Origin of the sequence: Mesorhizobium sp. M0518, assembly GCF_040321125.1 — a bacterium.
Lineage (GTDB): Bacteria > Pseudomonadota > Alphaproteobacteria > Rhizobiales > Rhizobiaceae > Mesorhizobium.
The window spans coordinates 65,059-81,835 of the sequence record NZ_JAMYQY010000009.1 but is presented as its reverse complement, the minus strand read 5'-3'; the positions used below and the strand labels follow the sequence as shown (position 1 = coordinate 81,835).

General features: G+C 63.4%; 19 protein-coding genes. 5 read left to right on the top strand and 14 right to left on the bottom strand.

The genetic code is table 11. The annotated features are described in order from the left end of the window. Window positions 1-38 precede the first annotated feature (38 nt). Window positions 39-782: a DUF899 family protein gene (locus tag NKI66_RS15030; RefSeq protein WP_023809713.1), complete on the bottom strand. Its 744-nt coding sequence runs from the start codon at window positions 780-782 to the stop codon at window positions 39-41. A 145-nt stretch (window positions 783-927) separates the two neighbouring features. Between NKI66_RS15030 and NKI66_RS15025 the strand changes: the two genes are divergently transcribed. Next, the gene (locus NKI66_RS15025; protein ID WP_023809714.1) at window positions 928-1,263 is read left to right on the top strand and encodes a hypothetical protein; all 336 of its coding nucleotides are present in this window, start codon (window positions 928-930) and stop codon (window positions 1,261-1,263) included. Window positions 1,264-1,276: 13 nt separating this feature from the next. On the opposite strand, the gene NKI66_RS15020 is transcribed toward NKI66_RS15025, so the two are convergent. The 5 genes from NKI66_RS15020 to NKI66_RS15000 form a co-directional block, all read right to left on the bottom strand. Then, window positions 1,277-2,101: a carbohydrate ABC transporter permease gene (locus NKI66_RS15020; RefSeq protein WP_023809715.1), complete on the bottom strand. Its 825-nt coding sequence runs from the start codon at window positions 2,099-2,101 to the stop codon at window positions 1,277-1,279. Window position 2,102: 1 nt separating this feature from the next. After that, window positions 2,103-3,065 (bottom strand): carbohydrate ABC transporter permease, encoded by a 963-nt coding sequence (locus NKI66_RS15015; protein WP_023809716.1) that lies wholly within the window; start codon window positions 3,063-3,065, stop codon window positions 2,103-2,105. A gap of 46 nt (window positions 3,066-3,111) precedes the next feature. Beyond that, on the bottom strand, window positions 3,112-4,380 hold the full coding sequence (locus NKI66_RS15010) for an ABC transporter substrate-binding protein (protein WP_352721592.1): 1,269 nt from the start codon (window positions 4,378-4,380) through the stop codon (window positions 3,112-3,114). A gap of 251 nt (window positions 4,381-4,631) precedes the next feature. Beyond that, on the bottom strand, window positions 4,632-5,120 hold the full coding sequence (locus NKI66_RS15005; protein WP_023809718.1) for a GNAT family N-acetyltransferase: 489 nt from the start codon (window positions 5,118-5,120) through the stop codon (window positions 4,632-4,634). A gap of 5 nt (window positions 5,121-5,125) precedes the next feature. Continuing rightward, window positions 5,126-6,031, bottom strand: coding sequence for a lytic transglycosylase domain-containing protein (locus tag NKI66_RS15000; RefSeq protein ID WP_023809719.1), 906 nt, complete (start codon window positions 6,029-6,031; stop codon window positions 5,126-5,128). 181 nt (window positions 6,032-6,212) lie between these two features. Between NKI66_RS15000 and NKI66_RS14995 the strand changes: the two genes are divergently transcribed. Further along, complete coding sequence (locus tag NKI66_RS14995) at window positions 6,213-6,782, top strand: methylated-DNA--[protein]-cysteine S-methyltransferase (protein WP_023809720.1); 570 nt, start codon at window positions 6,213-6,215, stop codon at window positions 6,780-6,782. Between the two features lie 304 nt (window positions 6,783-7,086). Here the strand turns inward: NKI66_RS14995 and NKI66_RS14990 are convergent, their stop codons facing one another. Both NKI66_RS14990 and NKI66_RS14985 read right to left on the bottom strand, forming a co-directional pair. Beyond that, window positions 7,087-7,476 carry a nuclear transport factor 2 family protein gene (locus NKI66_RS14990; protein WP_128303820.1) on the bottom strand — a complete coding sequence of 130 codons (390 nt, stop codon included), beginning with the start codon at window positions 7,474-7,476 and terminating at the stop codon, window positions 7,087-7,089. Window position 7,477: 1 nt separating this feature from the next. Beyond that, a complete protein-coding gene (locus tag NKI66_RS14985; protein ID WP_023809722.1) occupies window positions 7,478-8,380 on the bottom strand; it encodes an MBL fold metallo-hydrolase in 903 nt (300 codons plus the stop codon). 156 nt (window positions 8,381-8,536) lie between these two features. Between NKI66_RS14985 and NKI66_RS14980 the strand changes: the two genes are divergently transcribed. Further along, complete coding sequence (locus NKI66_RS14980; RefSeq protein WP_164892914.1) at window positions 8,537-9,427, top strand: LysR family transcriptional regulator; 891 nt, start codon at window positions 8,537-8,539, stop codon at window positions 9,425-9,427. Between the two features lie 26 nt (window positions 9,428-9,453). Here NKI66_RS14980 and NKI66_RS14975 read toward each other — a convergent pair whose 3' ends face one another. Then, window positions 9,454-9,783 (bottom strand): hypothetical protein, encoded by a 330-nt coding sequence (locus NKI66_RS14975; protein ID WP_023809723.1) that lies wholly within the window; start codon window positions 9,781-9,783, stop codon window positions 9,454-9,456. Between the two features lie 276 nt (window positions 9,784-10,059). Here NKI66_RS14975 and NKI66_RS14970 point away from each other — a divergent pair, with 276 nt between their 5' ends. Further along, complete coding sequence (locus tag NKI66_RS14970) at window positions 10,060-10,272, top strand: cold-shock protein (RefSeq protein WP_010910991.1); 213 nt, start codon at window positions 10,060-10,062, stop codon at window positions 10,270-10,272. Window positions 10,273-10,508: 236 nt separating this feature from the next. On the opposite strand, the gene NKI66_RS14965 is transcribed toward NKI66_RS14970, so the two are convergent. From NKI66_RS14965 to NKI66_RS14955, 3 genes are all read right to left on the bottom strand, one after another. Further along, a complete protein-coding gene (locus NKI66_RS14965; protein ID WP_128303818.1) occupies window positions 10,509-11,117 on the bottom strand; it encodes a glutathione S-transferase family protein in 609 nt (202 codons plus the stop codon). A 138-nt stretch (window positions 11,118-11,255) separates the two neighbouring features. Next, window positions 11,256-12,104, bottom strand: coding sequence for an EAL domain-containing protein (locus tag NKI66_RS14960; protein WP_128303817.1), 849 nt, complete (start codon window positions 12,102-12,104; stop codon window positions 11,256-11,258). Further along, window positions 12,101-12,991 carry an EAL domain-containing protein gene (locus NKI66_RS14955; protein WP_352440418.1) on the bottom strand — a complete coding sequence of 297 codons (891 nt, stop codon included), beginning with the start codon at window positions 12,989-12,991 and terminating at the stop codon, window positions 12,101-12,103. The genes NKI66_RS14960 and NKI66_RS14955 overlap by 4 nt, the downstream gene beginning before the upstream one ends. 206 nt (window positions 12,992-13,197) lie before the next feature. Here NKI66_RS14955 and NKI66_RS14950 point away from each other — a divergent pair, with 206 nt between their 5' ends. Beyond that, window positions 13,198-14,400, top strand: coding sequence for a pyridoxal phosphate-dependent aminotransferase (locus NKI66_RS14950; protein ID WP_128303815.1), 1,203 nt, complete (start codon window positions 13,198-13,200; stop codon window positions 14,398-14,400). Window positions 14,401-14,490: 90 nt separating this feature from the next. On the opposite strand, the gene NKI66_RS14945 is transcribed toward NKI66_RS14950, so the two are convergent. Together NKI66_RS14945 and NKI66_RS14940 are read right to left on the bottom strand one after the other, a co-directional pair. Beyond that, window positions 14,491-16,008 (bottom strand): MFS transporter, encoded by a 1,518-nt coding sequence (locus NKI66_RS14945; RefSeq protein ID WP_352629971.1) that lies wholly within the window; start codon window positions 16,006-16,008, stop codon window positions 14,491-14,493. A gap of 182 nt (window positions 16,009-16,190) precedes the next feature. Further along, window positions 16,191-16,586, bottom strand: a complete 396-nt coding sequence (locus tag NKI66_RS14940) for a (R)-mandelonitrile lyase (protein WP_128303813.1) — start codon at window positions 16,584-16,586, stop codon at window positions 16,191-16,193. Window positions 16,587-16,777 lie beyond the last annotated feature (191 nt).

Genomic DNA, 16,777 nt, shown 5'->3' with positions numbered 1-16,777 from the left:
CCGAAAACTAAAACGCGGCGGCTGACCAGAGCTGCCTTTCAGTGGCAACACGCCCCGCCATATTGCAACTGCTCGTTCCAGTTCGGGCGGCCTTCAGGCGTGAAATCCATCAGGTTCCACAGCGTTTCGCAGGTACCAAGGCCGCGTGGGTCCTGGCCCGGCTCCGTCGGTGCGAAATCCAGTTCCGAGCTCCAGAAATGGCGTATGCCGTCGCCGTCGCGGTGGAACACCGACAGCAGCGGGATCTGTGAGCCGTCGGCCGCCTCCGCATTGTAGTCGCGCTTGAAGCTGTTGGAAGCCGAAGACACCAGCCGCATGTTGCGCCAGCCCCGGTCGCGGCCGAGCGTGACCAGGTTTTCGAGCGCGGTCTTGCCCACCACCGCGAAATTGAAGCCGGCGGCCTGGAGATGCCCGACGGCGCCGTCGAACTGATCGAGCAATGCCGTGCAGGAAGGGCATGGCTGGTCCTGCCGGGCGAGCCTGGCCGTGCCGCCGCTGGTCGCCACATCGCGCTTCTCCTGCGGGTGGCGCGGGAACATCATGTTGTAAAGGATCAAGCTGTCCTTGCCCGGCGCGAACAGCTCCGAAAGCTTAATCTTGGCCGGCCTTCGATCGGTATCCAGCCCGTCGAACTCATAGTCCTGACGGATCAGCCCGCCCGGCGGCAGCGCGCGCCGGGCCTCGGCGACCTCTTCCATGACGCGGCGCAGCTCGATTTCCTTGCGCAGCAGTTTTTCGCGCGCGGTGCGGTATTTCGCGGATTCGTTAGGAAAGGTGATCATGATCGGCTCCTTCAAGTCGCGGCGCCGGCGTCCCGGCGCGGTTGCTCTGCGACCCAAGGACGTTTGGCGGCGATCGGTCCCGACATTCATTGCGCCTGGCGAGATGTCGTAATACCTGTTCGGGCAGCGTGATCCGGGGGACAAGATGCACGACGACGAGATCGATCTGCGCTGCCCGCAAGTGGTGGCCGACAATGCCGCCAAGGGCCTCAGGCTACGCGGCGAATTCGGCCGCGGCGGCACCGAGATCGGCGTGGCCCGCGCCACCGAGCTGAAGAACCGGGAAAAGCTCGCGCCCTCCACCATTCGCCGCATGGTCAGCTATTTCGCCCGCCACGAGATCGACAAGCGCGGCAGGAACTACGGCAATGAGCAAAACCCTTCGGCCGGCTACATTGCCTGGCTGCTGTGGGGCGGCGACGAAGGCCGCGCCTGGGCGCTGGAGCTCAAGAAGAAGATCGGCAACGCACCGGACATCTGAGCGTTTCGCCCCCTCACCCCTTGACCCCGCCGGCGGTGAGGCCGGAAACGATCTCGCGCTGGAAGATCAGCACCAGCACCACCAGCGGCACCGTGACGATCACCGAGGCCGCCATGATGTTGCCCCAAGGGATCTCGAACTGCGAGTTGCCGGAGAGCAGCGCGATCGCTACCGGCACGGTCCGCTGTGCGTTGTTGGAGGTGAAGGTCAGGGCAAACAGGAACTCGTTCCACGCGCCGATGAAAGCCAGCAGGCCGGTGGTCGCCAGCGCCGGCCACATCAGCGGCAGGAAGACCCGCGTGATGATGATCCACGGCGTCGCGCCGTCTAGGATCGCCGCCTCCTCGACCTCGACCGGCAGGTCGCGGACGAAGGTGGTGAGCACCCAGACGGTGAACGGCAAGGTGAAGATCATGTAGGAGAAGATCAGCGCGAACAGCGAATTGTAGAGGCCGAACAGGCGGACCAGTTCGAACAGCCCGGCCAGCAGCGCCACCTGCGGGAACATCGACACCGACAGGATGATGAACAGCAGGGCCGAGCGACCGCGAAAGCGAATGCGCGCCAGCGCATAGGCTGATGTGACGCCGAGCAACAGCGACAACGCGACGACTGCGCCGGAGACGAAGAGCGAGTTCGCGAGGTTGCGCACGAAGCTGCCCTCGGTCAGCACATTCCGGTAATTGGCAAGACGGATCGTCGTCGGCCACAGATCGGCTCGGAACAGGTCGGTCCCCGATTTCAGGCTGGTGACGATGGCGTAGTAGAACGGGAACACGGCGACGAAGACGATGACCGCGACCAGCAGGTAAAAGGCCGTGCGCTTCAGGATCCACATGTCAGCGGCCTCCGTCCAGGCTTATCCGGCCGATCCGGATGGTGACGATGGTGAGCAAAGCGAGGATCAGGAAGAGCAAGGTCGAGGCGGCGGAGCCATAGGCGAACTTGTCGAACTCGAACAGGTTCTCGCGGGCGAACACCGACATCGACTTGGTGTGCACATTGTTGGGCGTCAGCACATAGATCAGGTCGAAGATGCGCAGTGCATCGAGCGCGCGGAAGATCACGGCCACCATCAGCGCGGGGCGGATGAGCGGCAAGGTCACCCGCCAGAAGATCTGCCAGGGGTTGGCGCCGTCGAGCCTGGCGACCTCGATGATCTCCCTCGGCAGCATCTGCAGCGCGGCCAGGATGAGCAGCGTCATGAATGGTGTCGCCTTCCAGATATCGACGATGAGGACCGCCGCCATCGCCGTGTCGGCGTTGGCCGTCCAGGCGATCTTGGCGCTGATCAGGCCGAGGTTGAGCAACACGACATTGATGATGCCGAACTGGTCGTTGAGCATCCATTGCCACATCTTCGCCGAGACGATCGTCGGGATCGCCCAGGGGATCAGGATCGCTGCCCTGACGATGCCGCGGCCGGCGAATTCCGCGTTGAGAACCAGGGCAACGATGGTGCCGAGGATGGTCTCGCAGGTCACCGAAATCACTGTGAAACGAACCGTGTTCCAGACGGCACGCCACCAGACCGGATCGACGAGCAACCCGTCATAGAGGGTCCTGCCGCTCGGCATGCTGAACACCGAGAAATAATTGGCGAAGCCGACCCATTGGCGCGCATCGAGATCGGCCAGCGAGGCATCGGTGAAGCTGAAATAGACCGTGCGGGCAAGCGGCCAGCCGGCCGCCGCGGCGAGCACCAGCAGCATTGGCGCCAGGAAAAGCCACGCCGAGCGAACGCGCTGCGCCGTCAACTGCGAGTGCGCGGCCCTGGCTGTTTCCGGTTCCGTCCCTGTCATCTCGCTCCGCTCGTTGCGGTCCCGCCGGGTGGCTGTCCCAGTATCGTCACCAGCCTCGGCCCTTCAACTTGGTCAGCATCGCTTCGAGATCGGCCAGATTGTCGGCGGCAGTGCCGTCGCCCGAGAGCGTGTTGTGCACGGCGTTCCAGAACTGGCTCGACGCCTCGTTGTATTTGATCCTGGTCGCGGCCGAGGGGCGCGGCACCGCATCGAGAAAGATCTGCTTCCAGCGCGGAACGATCGGCTGTTGCCTGGCGATGTCGGCATCGTCATACAGCGCCTGGATGGTCGGCAGGTTGGACGTCTTCAGCGTGCGGTATTTCTGCATCGCGGGCGAGGCGATGAACTTGATCAGCTCGATCGCGGCATCCGGATGCTTCGAATATTTGGAGACGGCGAGATTCCAGCCGCCCAGGGCCCCGACCGGTCGGGCGCCCTCGCCCGTGCCGGCCGGCAGCGGCGCCACGTCGAATTTGCCCTTGATCGGCGAGCCCTCGCCGTTGCCGAGCGCGTAGGCATAGGGCCAGTTGCGCATGAACACCGCATTGCCTGTCTGCCAGACACCGCGCGATTCCTCTTCCTGGTAGGCGAGCACGCCGGGTGGCGCGATGGTCCCGACCCAGCCCTTGACCATGTCGAGCACCGCCGCCGCTTGGCTGTTGTTGACGGAGATGGTGCCGTCCGGCTCGATGATCTGGCCGCCGCCATTCGACATCACCCATTCGAGCGCGTCGCAGGTCAGCCCCTCATAGGCATTGCCCTGAAAGACGAAGCCCCAGATATCCCGATTGCCAGCCGCACGCTCCTTGTCCATGACCAGCTTGGCGGTGTCGGCCAGTTCCTTCCAGGTGGCCGGCACCTTGGCGCCATATTTGTCGAGGAGATCCTTGCGGTAGTAGAGCGCCGGCGCATCGGTAAAGATCGGCAAGGCGACGAGCTTGCCGTCGACGGTCTGCGACTGGATGATCGACGGGAAATGCTCAGCCACGATATCCTTGGTCGCTGCGGTCAAATCCACGAGCTGGCTGGCGAGTTGCGGCGCCCAGATCACATCCGTCTGGTAGACGTCGATGTCGCTGTTTCCGGCGGCAAGCCAAAGCCGGTACTGGCCGAACTGGTCGGTCCCGGACGCCGGCATGACGACGATGCCGACCTTGTTGCCGCTGTCTTTCTCGTAACGGTCGAGGATCTCGCGCAGCACCTTGATGCCATCGCCGGTATCGCCCGACACGATCGACAGATCGACGGCCCATGCTGGCGTGCCAGCGAGCATGGCAGCGACGCCGACCGCAAGGAATGCGTGAGAAAACGTCATGGTGGTGGATGTCCCTCCGCAGCCGGTGACGGAAAATCCTCCCACGCGCCGGCAGCTTGTCAGGCCCTCACCTCCCATTAAATGCGAAGCGGCGCTTTTGGGTTCCCAAATCATGCCGTTCCTGCGTGGGCGACATGCATCAGGGTGTGTTGAGATTCAGGTCAGGCAACTATGGGTGCTTCGGCCGGCGAAGGCCGGAAGCGCAGGGAACCGTCGCTTGCAGGCCGGCATCACCTGAATATCCGCACACCCTAGCCTTCCCAGGCGACAGGCATCATCCCCAGCCGCTCATAGAGCCGGACCGCGGCGGGATTCTCGACCGTGTTGGTCTTGAGGTCGACATGATCGGCGCCGCGTTCGCGAAAAACGGCGAAGGCGTGCCACATCAGCGCTTCGGCAACACCCCTGCCGCGCGCCTCGGGATGAACGGCGAGGTCCTTGACGAAGCCGCGGGTCCAGCACAACGCCGCCGCCGCCAGCCGGCCCTTGGCGTCGATGACGAGGAAGCACAGCGCCGGGTCGAATTCGGGATCGTCCGCGATACGCGGCCACCACTCGTCGAACGGACCATCGGCGTCGTCATCGAACACTTCAGTCAAAAGCGCATGCAGGGCGGGCGCGTCACCGGGCTCGAAGCTGCGCATGACAAAACCCTCCGGCCAGTGCGGCGGAACCAGCGTCTCGTCGAGGATTTTGCACAGCCGGATGTCATTCAGAGCCGGCGGGCGCGGTTCAGGCATTGCGCTCAGGCGTCGGGCTGCAGGCGGCGGCGCTGGCGGTCGCGGCCAAGGCCGGTCGCCTCGAGCAGGCCCTTGCGCTTGGCGTCGTAATAATAGCCGGTTTGATAGAGCCAGTCGGCCTTCTTGGCGTTGCCGCCGGCCACCAGCCAGGCGCCGCGCAGATATTTCACCGCGTATTTCAGATTGGTATCGGCGTCGAACAGGCCCTTGGCCGGCCCGTCATAGCCCATGCCGCGCGCCGTCGCGTGTTTGATCTGCATCAGTCCCCAATGGCCGTTGTTGTAGGCTTTTGGGTTGAAGGTGCTCTCGCGGTTGACGACATGGCGCACCAGATCCACCGGCACCTGATAGATCGCCGCATATTTCTCGATCAGCCGCTCGACATCGCCACGCACGCCCGTCGCGTGTTCTTCTTGCACGGGCCCTGCCGGGAACTGGACCAGGGCCGCCGGGTTCTGCGGCACGACATAGGCGACCTGCTGGACGCCCGGCATGCGATCGCCCTTGGCGGTTGCCGGTATGACGAGCCCCGCGGTCGTATAGGTCTCGGCCGCCTTGACCGGCTCGCTCGCCTTTGCCGGCGGCGGCGCCTGCCAGGCATTGGCGGTCATCACCGCGGGCACGGCTGGTGCCGCCGGTGTCGATCCGGCAAAAGCGGCGGTCGCGGCAGCCGGCTGTGCGGCGGGATCGAGCGGCAGTTCGGCCGTCTGAGCGGGGGCGATTCCCGATGATTCCGGCAGCACCGAAACCGTCTCCGGCAGAGGCACGGTGAAGCCGGCGTCAGTGCCGGCGACGGTCGCTGTTTCGGTGAGAGCAGGCGCGGACTTCATCTGCGAGGTCGACGTGCAGCCGCTGATGCCGGCGGCGGCCAGGATCACGCCGATCGCGATAAGGTTGAGTTTTGCTGGCAAGCCGCGCTCGGGTCCGGTTTGTCGGGTTGTTAAGAAATCCCTTACACCAGCGATTCAGGCCGGGCAATCGGGGCGATCAGGTGGTTTTCGGGTGGCGAGACGCAGGCGGTGGTGCCATATTGTTCCGGATATGTACTGGGACGAATCCCGGATTTCGCCACTTTGCGGGAAGGAGCGCATCATGGTCACGACAGCTTCGATCACGGCCGGCCACGCAGTGTTAGAAACAGTGATCGGTTTCATGGGCATTGCCTGGAGCGAAAAGGGCCTGATCCGGCTCTGCCTGCCCGAACGCAGCCGCGAAGCGGTGGAGCGGCGCCTGCTGCGCCATGGCGGCGTTTCCACCTCCACGGCGCAGCCGCCATGGGTGGTCGAGCTGATCGCAGCGATCAAGGCCTATGCGGCGGGCGAGGACATCGATTTCTCCGCCGTGCCGGTCGATCTCGACGGCGTCGACGATTTCCGCCTCGCCATTTACGACGCGGCGCGAAAACTCTCCTTCGGCGAAACCACCACCTATGGTGAGCTGGCCAAAACCGCCGGCCATGCCGGGCTCGCCCGCGAAACCGGGGCCGCCCTTGGCGCCAATCCGGTGCCGCTGGTCATCCCTTGCCATCGCATCCTTGCCGCCGGCGGCAAGATCGGCGGCTTCTCGGCGCCCGGCGGATCGATCACCAAGGAGAAGATGCTGGCCATGGAAGGCGTGCGCGTCGGCCCGCTGCCACCGGCGCAGGTGTCGTTCGGGTTTTGAACGGCGGCCGGTGCTGGCAGTAAGCCGGGATCAGTACATCGATCGCCTGTTGACCGGGTTGGCGGGCACCGGCTTCCAACGCGGAAAATATCCACGATGACCGTCTCTGGCGTGTCAGCCGTTTTCGGCTGAACGACCTGGGGCATGACAAGATCGCCTTGGGCGATCACCCGCTTGAAGTCGACCGCCTGTTTCGGCCAATGGGCAACTCCCATCTTTTCCAGAAGCTGCCTGACCGAGTCGCGACCGTCCGTCATCGTCGGGTTTAAGTTGCAGCATGGATGTCTCCCTGGTTGCGTCGGTGTCAGGTCAGTGCGCGCGCGACGAGGACCGTATCGACATACTGCCGCATGCGGATGATCTTGCCGTCCCGCAGTTCGTAGAGATGAGCGAAGGGGGCCGTCATGGATTTTCCCGTCGCCTTGTATGTACCGGAATACACGCCGAAGGCCGCCACCCGGTCGCCATCGGCAATGAAACTGTGCACGGCGGCGTGGTATCCGGTCCACTCCGAGCCGAGCCGCTTGAAAACACCCTGCATCAGGGCCTCGACGCCGATATAGGTGCCGGCATAGGGAAACCCTTCCGCCTCGGTCCATTCGATGTCGGCGGAAAGAACGGCCAGCAGATTGCGGCCGTTCTCCTCGGAAGTTCCCTCGTAGGTTCTACGGATCAAATCGAGGTTCGTCGCCATCTCAGCCCCACTTCATCTCGCCCTTGGCGACCTTGGATCCGACATCGAGGGCGACGCCCATACCGAGGCCGGGGAAGCGGGCCTCCATGGCCGCCTTCAACGCGGCGCTGTCTGCCGCCTTGCCCAGTTCTTCCTCGAAGGTGATGAGATAGGACTTGGTGAACTCCACCGCCGAAGGACCGATCGCGGCATCGGGGGCCATGTGGCCAGGCACCACGACAGCGGGCTTGCGGGCGGCAATCGCGTCCAGCGTCTTGATCCAAGCGGCGCGGCTCTCCCTGGTCTGCGTGTCGGCGGTCCAGACATGAACGCCCGAGAAGATCATCACTCCGCCGAAAACGGCATTGAGCGACGGCACGAACAGATAGCGGCGGTTGGCCAATCCTTCTTCCGCATTGACGATCTCGACAGTCTCGCCATCGACGGTCAGCGTTGCGCCGTCGAATGCCTCGGGGAAGACGATGTCGGACAGCGCCTGCGGGCCATTTTCCTTCAATTGCGGACCCCAGACGGCGAGCTTCTTCTCCACATTGCCCTTGATGGCTTCCAGCGTGGCGGAGGCGGCGATCACTTTCGCCTCCGGGAAGGCGTCCCGCACCGGCTTCAGGCCGAAGTAGTAATCGGGATCGGACTGAGTGACGTAGATGGTGGTCAGCTTCTTGCCGCTGGCCTTGATGGCATCGGCGAGCGCTTTGCCGTCCGGATAGGTGAAGCCGCCATCGATCAACAGGGCTTCGCTCGGCCCCGACAGCAGCACCGGCGCACGGAAGAAGCCGTTTGGACCCGCCGGGAAGTGTTTCCAGCCAAGCTTGGCGCCGGCGGCTCGGCCGCTGTCGATGGGAGCGAAAGCGGCGGTTGCGCCGAGGGCCAATGAGGTCTTCATGATCTGTCTCCTCGTGAACATGGAATATCTCCGTTGAATGAAAGGGATCGGATGCGGCTGCGCACCCGCCGGCCGCAGGACGGACGGTGGAACGGCACGGTAGGCTCTTTGGATTAATCAATAAATTGGCTATAATAATACAAACTGTATGTTGAAAGCTTACAATGAGCCTTCGTGGTGGAATCGATAAACCTCAATCGCCTCGCCTATTTTGCCACGGTGGTCGACGCGGGTTCCTTCACCCGCGCGGCCGAGCGGCTCGGCATCACGAAAACAGTTGTCAGCCAACAGGTCGCGCGCCTTGAGGCTGAGCTGCGAACCACGCTTCTCGTGCGCACGACGCGAAGGGTCGAGCCGACGGAAGCAGGCCGTCTTCTGCATGCACGCTGCGTTCTGATCCTGCGGGATGTCGAAGAAGCGATCGCCGAGGTTGGCGAGGCCAACGCCGAGGTGGCCGGTGTGCTGCGTGTTTCCGCGTCCAATGATTATGGCGCGATCGTGCTGGCCCCGATCGCCGCCCGCTTTCGCCAGAAATTTCCTGCCTGCGGCGTCGAACTGCTCATTTCCGATGCCATAATTGACTTGATCGACAACAAGATAGACCTGTCCATCCGGGTCGGCTGGCTGGAGGACTCCAGCCAGCAGGCGCGCCGCATCGGCACCTTCCGGCAAATCCTGGTCGCGTCGCGGGATTTCGCCGCCGGGATCAGAGTAGACAAGCCAGAAGACCTTTCTTCCTTACCGCTCGTTGCCAATGCCGTGCTTCGCAAGCCGTTCACCTGGAACTTCACCCGAGGCGGTTTCGAGCCGCGCACCATCACCCTGCGCGAGGCATTCTCCATCAACTCGACGCCGGCTGTGCTGGAAGCGACGCTCGCCGGGGGCGGACTGGCAGTTCTGCCGGACTATCTGGTCGTCGACCACCTATCGCAAGGCCGCCTCGTCCACGTGCTCCCCGACTGGGTGCTGCCCTCCGGCGGCATTCACGTGGTCTATCCGGCAGCGCGCTTTCGCCCGCAAAAGGTGACGCAATTTGTGTCCATGCTCACAGAACACATCCGGGATTGAGAGCAATGGCTGCCGGTCGATAAGCGCTAGTTGTTGTGGAAGAACCGCCGGCGGAAATGCCGGTCATTGTCCGGCCGCTTACAGTTGTAGACCGGGCAGGACTTTGTGTCGGCGCTCGGCACGTAGGCCCGTGTCCTCACCTCGCCCATGCTGCAGAATCGCTGGCTCTGTACATAGCGGTCGTAGAGCGGCAGCCCAGGCACCCGCTTCGACTGATAGCGCAGGATGACGGCCCCTTGCCGGGCGATCGTCCCCTGAACCTTGCCGCAGCTCATACGCGTCGGGTCGTAGCGCGAGATCGCCTGCGCCTGAGCGGCGACAAGCGTGAGGCAGGCGGCAAGCAGAATGATTTTCATGGTCGTCTCCCCTGATCCGCCGCTCGAGAACAGCGTGATCTGCCGCAACGTTTTCAGCAGATTGGGGCAGCCGTTGGGCAGCGCTCGATCACGGCTTTCTCACGCAGTCTTGTATTTTATGCGAAACCAGCCTATATGCCTTCCATTGATATTTCGGCCGATCGATCCGGGCCTCGCGATCTTCGCGTTTGCTGACGTCTATCTCCAAAATCTCGATGCACACCGGCTGGACTTCGGTCCGGTCAATCTAAAGCAAATGTTGAAGGACTATCTAAAATGGCAACAGGAACGGTCAAGTGGTTCAACGCCACCAAGGGCTTCGGCTTCATTCAGCCTGACGCGGGCGGCGCGGACGTTTTCGTCCATATCTCCGCTGTCGAGCGTGCTGGACTGTCGACCCTGGTCGAAGGCCAGAAGATCAACTTCGAGATCGAGCAGGACCGCCGCACTGGCAAGTCGTCCGCGGGATCTCTGAGCAAGGCAGCCTGATTTTGCGAAGTGCGCGCGCCGGGCGAGAGCTCGGGGCGCGCGGCAAGTCACGGATGTACTGACAGTCGCGCGAGAAGCGCGCTGGAGCGGAAAGACCCGACAAGCTGGATCAGCAGATAGCTGCCAGCCCGGACCCGACGCTCCCGATCAGGCTACCAAGCATGGAAGGCGGGATTTATCCCGCCTTTTTGCTGTCTGGAGATCGGCGCCGCAGGCGATACGACCACCGGCGTTACTTACTCCACCCAATCGATCGGCACATGCCCCGGATCGGCCTCTACCCGGCCAAGCCAGGCCGCCACCGCCGGATAGGCGTCGAGCTGGAAACCACCCTGCTCCGCCGTATGCGTATAGGCATACAGCGCGATGTCGGCGACGCTGAGCGTGCTGCCGGAAAAGAAAGCATTGTTTTCCAGATGCCTGTTCATCACGCCGAGCGCCTTGTTGCCGCGCTCCAGCGTCACCGCCAGCCGCTCCGGGGTCGCATCCCCGGCACGTTCGGGGAAGGTCAGCAGCGCCTTGCGCACGGCAATGTAGGGCTCGTGGCTGTATTGTTCGAAGAACAGCCATTGATAGGCGAGCCCACGCTCATACCTGTCCGCCGGCAGGAAGCGTGTGCCTTCGGCGAGATAGAGCAGGATGGCGTTGGATTCGGCCAGCCGCCGGCCATCGTCGAACTCGAGCAGCGGCACCATGGCGTTCGGGTTCTTGGCGACAAAATCGGCTTTGCGTGTGTCGCCTGTGTGCGAACTCACTCCGACATTGGTAAAGGCAAGGCCAAGCTTGGCCATCAGCAGGCGCGGCTTGTAGCAATTGCCGCTGTCGATCATGCCGTAGAGTATCATGGCTGTTCTCCGGAGCACTGTCTCCGCGCGATTATCGCAGCGGCGGCGGCCTCAACCAATGATTTGTTTTGGTACGACGATCAGCGCCGCTGATGCAAAGCGTCCAAGGACGCTCACGGCACCAATTGTCGGCATGCCCTAGCCAAAGAGGGGCACGACCTTGCTGTCCCGGCCCAGCAGCGCATCGATGACCAGCGGCTTTTCCTCGAATACCGTGCCGGCAAGCGCGGGACGGGCGAGGAGAAAACCCTGCAGCAGGTCGACGCCGCCTTCGAGCGCGACGCGCAGATGGGTGGGCTGCTCGATGCCTTCGACCAGCACCTTGGCGCCGCGGTCATGCAGGCTGGAAACCAGCGGGCGGAAGAACCGTTCGGCGGCAGCGTGGCGGCAGAACTCCGCGAACCAGGTGCCGTCGATCTTGACGATGTCGGGCTTGAGCAGGCTCACCCGCTCCTCGGTCGAGTGCCCGGTGCCGAAATCGTCGATGGCGATGCGCATGCCGTCGCGCCGCATTTCGCGCACCAGCCGCGTGAGAAGCGCATCGTCGGCCGCCTGTTCGGTGATTTCGCAGACCAGCATGGCCGACGCCAGGCCGAACTCGCCGAGATGCCTGGTCATCAGGCGAATTTCGGCCAGTGCCCGCCCGGCATGGTCGTTGATCAACGGGTTGTAGTTGAAGAACAGGTCGAGGCCGTCGACGCCGATGTTGCGGAAATTCCTGAGATGCAGCGCCCGGCACATGGTTTCCACAAACAGCCGGTCCGAGACGGCAACGCTTTCAAAGAATACCTTCGGCGCGCCGGGGCGGCCGGCACGGTGCGGCTCGATCAGGGCTTCGGCCGCGACCGCGTGAAGGAACCGGCCGCGCGGCGCGAAAATCGGCTGGTAGGCGCTGCGCAGCCGGAACTCGCCATATATGCCGTATTCGATGCCGACTTCGTCGACCTGGATCGCATCGCCGACATTGCGCCGCCGATCATCTCTCATGTCGCCACACGGCGCCCGAAGGCCTTGACCGGCCGCGCCGAAGGCGTTGCCACGGCAGGAACCGTGTCGACGGCAGCAGCGACAGGCGCCTGCCTGGCCTTGTCGAAGACGCCAAAGCTGGTCGGCGCCAATTCGGGCCGCGCCAGCACGAAACCCTGCACCATCGACGCACCCGATTTCTCGGCGAGCTCCAGTTGCCAGCCCTCCTCGATGCCTTCGAACACCGTATGGATGCCTTGCTCCTCGAAGTTCTTCACCATGGCGGTCAGCAACGCAAAGCCGGCACCGGACTCCATCAGCTGCGTGATCCAGTAGGCATCGAACTTGACGATATCCGGCTTCAACTCCTTGACCCGATTGATGTCGGAATCGTCGGCGCCATAATCGTCGACGGCGATGCGAAAACCGTTGGCCCTCAGTGCCGCGACGAAGCCGTGCAAGGCTTCCTGCGACGCCGACCGCTGCTCGGTCACCTCGCAGACGACGCGACGCGGGTCGATGCCGGCCTCGTGCAGCACGAGCCGCATGTCGCGCAAGGCAGCGTCGGCAACAGTGCGTTCGGTGAACACCGACGGGTCGAAATTGACGAAGATCGACGCTTCCCGCGGCAGGCAGGCACCGGCGTTGAGAAGATGCAGCGTCCTGGTCAGCGCCTCGATATGCAGCCGGTCGGCGGCCGGACAGGTCGAGAAGAAATTCATCGGCGATTGTGGCTCGCCGTCGCGGAACGGTCGGATCAGCCCTTCGAACGCGACCACCGACAGCTTGCCTTCCTTGAAGGCGAAGATCGGCTGGAAGGCGCTTTGCAGCGTGTAGATGCCCCAGACACCGGTGGAGGTGCCGTCGTCCTGACGGATGATGTGGGCAAGCCCGACGCTGCGCGACACGGTTCCTCGCTCCGCAATTGGTCTGCGATCCTGCCACTCAAGCCTCTACCGCTCGTTAATGAATTTATTGTTGCCGACCGGGTCCCGATCACGGCTCCTTGAGACCTGGATCAGCCGACAATGCTTGCGTTGCGCGAAATCATGCGACATGAGAAGCGCCGCGGTCGCTCCTGGCCGCGCCGATCTTCCATGGAGACGTCAAGATCATGGCCTTTCTTGCCGACACCCTTTCCCGCGTGAAGCCTTCCGCCACCATCGCGGTGACGCAGAAAGCGCGCGAGCTGAAAAATGCCGGCCGTGACATTATCGGGCTTGGCGCCGGCGAACCGGATTTCGACACGCCAGACAACATCAAGAATGCGGCGATTGAGGCAATCCACCGTGGCGAAACCAAGTATCCGCCGGTTTCGGGCATCGTGCCGCTGCGCGAGGCGATCGCAAAAAAGTTCAAGCGCGAGAACAATCTCGACTACAAGCCCGAGCAGACCATAGTCGGCACCGGCGGCAAGCAGATCCTGTTCAACGCCTTCATGGCGACGCTGAACCCCGGCGACGAGGTCATCATTCCTCGCCCCTACTGGGTCAGCTACCCCGAGATGGTGGCGATCTGCGGCGGCACCTCCGTGTTTGCCGACACCTCGATCGACGATGGCTTCAAGCTGACCGCTTCCGTGCTGGAAAAGGCGATCACGCCGAAGACCAAATGGCTGCTGATGAACTCGCCGTCGAACCCGTCCGGCGCTGCCTATACCGAGGCCGAACTGCGCGCACTGGCCGACGTGCTGTTGAGGCATCCGCATGTCTGGACGCTGACCGACGACATGTACGAGCACCTGACCTATGGCGATTTCGTCTTCAAAACCATCGCCGAGGTCGAGCCTAAGCTCTACGAGCGCACGCTGACCATGAACGGCGTGTCGAAAGCCTATGCAATGACCGGCTGGCGCATCGGTTATGCGGCGGGTCCGGTTCAACTGATCAAGGCGATGGACATGATCCAGGGTCAGCAGACATCGGGCGCCTGCACCATTGCGCAATGGGCATCCGTCGAGGCGCTGAATGGCCCGCAGGATTTCATCGCCAAAAACAAGGCGATCTTTCAAGGCAGGCGCGACCTTGTCGTGTCGATGCTCAACCAGGCACGCGGCATCACCTGTCCGTCGCCGGAAGGCGCCTTCTATGTCTATCCCTCCTGCGCCCAGCTGATCGGCAAGAAGACCAAAGCTGGCAGGCTGATCGACACCGACGAGACCTTCTGCTCGGAACTGCTCGAAGCCGAGGGCGTCGCGGTGGTGTTCGGCTCGGCCTTCGGCCTTGGGCCCAACTTCCGCATCTCCTACGCGACCTCGGAGAGGCTTCTGGAAGAAGCCTGCACACGCATCCAGCGTTTTACGGCTTCGCTGACCTGACCGACGCACTATGAACGCGAAAAACCCCGAAGGTTGTATCCAACTTTCGGGGGTCAGTTCATCACCGCCGTTTTTAATGGGTCGTCAGCCTCACGCCTCGTGCTTGGTCTCTTTGGCAGAGCGCGCCTCGGCCGGCGCCAACACGGCAACCAGCAGTGCGGCGGTGAGGAACGCGCCGATCGCTGCCGTCAGCATCGCGGCGTGGAAGCCGCCGGCATAGGCGGCAGCATAGAGTTCATGCACGCCGCTTTCGCCCATCGCCGCATCGGTTGCGAAATCATGCCGCGAAATTGCAGCACGAGCCACCGCTTCCGCGTCGGCGACACCGGCGTCGCCGAGATACCCGGTCAAAAGGTTGGTCGCCCGCATGCTCATCAAGGCGCCGAGCAAGGCGATGCCGATGGCAAGACCGCTCTGGCGGGTGGCATTGATGACCGCCGACACCATGCCCGAGCGTTCGCGCGGCGCATAGGACATGGCGGCAGCGCTGCCGGTCGGGATTGCAAGCGCATTGCCGAGGCCGCCAATGGCGAACAGAAGGCACAGCATCGCATAGGGCGTCGAAGGACCGGCCCAGCACATGCCGAGCATGGACAGGCCGATAGCAACATAGCCGATGGTCATCAGCGCGGAGTGACCATAGCGCGCGCTCAGCCTGCCGATCCATGGCGACACCACGATCTGAACGATGAAGGCCGGCGCCATGCGCAGGCCGGTCTGCGTCGGCGACCAGCCCTGCACCTGCTGCAGGAACATCGAGAAGAAGAAGACGCTGGAATAGGAGGTGAAGCCGAGCGCGAACGAAGCGACATTGGCGACGGCGAAGCGAACGTCACGGAACAGGCCAAGCGGCAGCATCGGCCGTGCCGTGCGCGCCTCGAAGCCGAGGAAAGCAGCCAGGCCGACGACGCCGGCGATGAGCGCCGCGACCGTCCTTGGCTCGCCCCAGCCATTCTCGCCGGCCGAGATCAGGCCAAAGGTCAGCGCCCCCAGCCACAGGATGCTGAGAGCCAGGCCGACGAGATCGAGATGGGCATGTTCGGGATGCGCCGTCTCGTTGATCGAAGCAGCACCGAGCGCGATCGTGATCAAGCCAAGCGGCAGGTTGATCAGGAAGATGCTTTGCCAGCCGACGGTCTCGACCAGGATGCCACCGAGGACGGGACCAACGAGCAGAGAGATGGCAGCGAACGACGCCCAGCCGCCAATGACGCCGGCGCGCTGGCGCGCATCGGGAAAGGCCTGCGTCAGGATCGACAGCGCGCCTGGAATGAGCAGCGAGCCGGCGATGCCCTGTACCACTCGGCCGGCCAGCAGCACCGGCAGATTGGGCGCGACGGCGCAGATCAGCGAGCCGGCCACGAAGATGCCGACGCCGGCCAGCCACGAGCGCTTGCGGCCATAGCGGTCGCCGATCAGGCCGGACGACAGCATGAAGGCGGACAGGCACAGCGTGTAGGCGTCGACCACCCATTGCAGGCCGCCGAAATCGGTTTGCAACGCCTGCTGGATGGTCGGCAGCGCGACATTGACGATGCTGACGTCGAGCAGAGCCACGAACGAACCAAGATAGACAGCGGCGACCAGGGGCAGACGGTGCTTTGACATGGCTACGTCCGGACGTGAGTTTCGCAATCATCACTGACCGACGGTCAGTTGAACGGGCGGCATGGCGCTGTCGATCCGGCGATTGAGCATGGCCTGCGCCACGATACGGGACTCGCCGCGAGTCGCCCTCTTCTAAAAATGTAGCGGCTGGAAGAGAAGCCGGCTTCCTGCGGACTGAGCATTCAGCCGCCATATTGTTCCGATGTCACCCCCTCCAGCCAATCGACATGGACATCGTCGAGCGCCTCCTGCATCGCGATATGCGTCATCGCCGATTTCGGCGCCGCGCCATGCCAGTGTTTTTCGCCAGGCGCGAACGAGATGACGTCGCCGGCCCTGATCTCCTGGACCGGGCCGCCCCACGTCTGGGCAAGCCCGGCGCCCACCGTCACGTAAAGCGTCTGGCCAAGCGGATGCGTATGCCAGTGGGTGCGCGCGCCCGGCTCGAAGCTGACCAGCGTGGCCCGCAGCCGCGCCGGCGCCTCTTTCTCGATGATCGGCGTCTGCAGCACCCGGCCGGTAAAGTATTTTTCCGGTGCGATGACGGTCGGCACGCTGCCGCAGGCAATGATCTTCATGGGTCGATGGTCCTTCAAACAGCGGGCGACGGATCGCCTGTTTTCAGTTTCGGCCGATATCGGTCGACGTGCAACAGCTTCCGGCTGCCAGCCCAGCATATGATCCGCACGGTCCACGGCCGAGCAAAGGGTTTCTATTTTTCTTGCCCTGCCGGCAAACAAGTGGGACGATGGCTTTGGGCAGGTGGCAC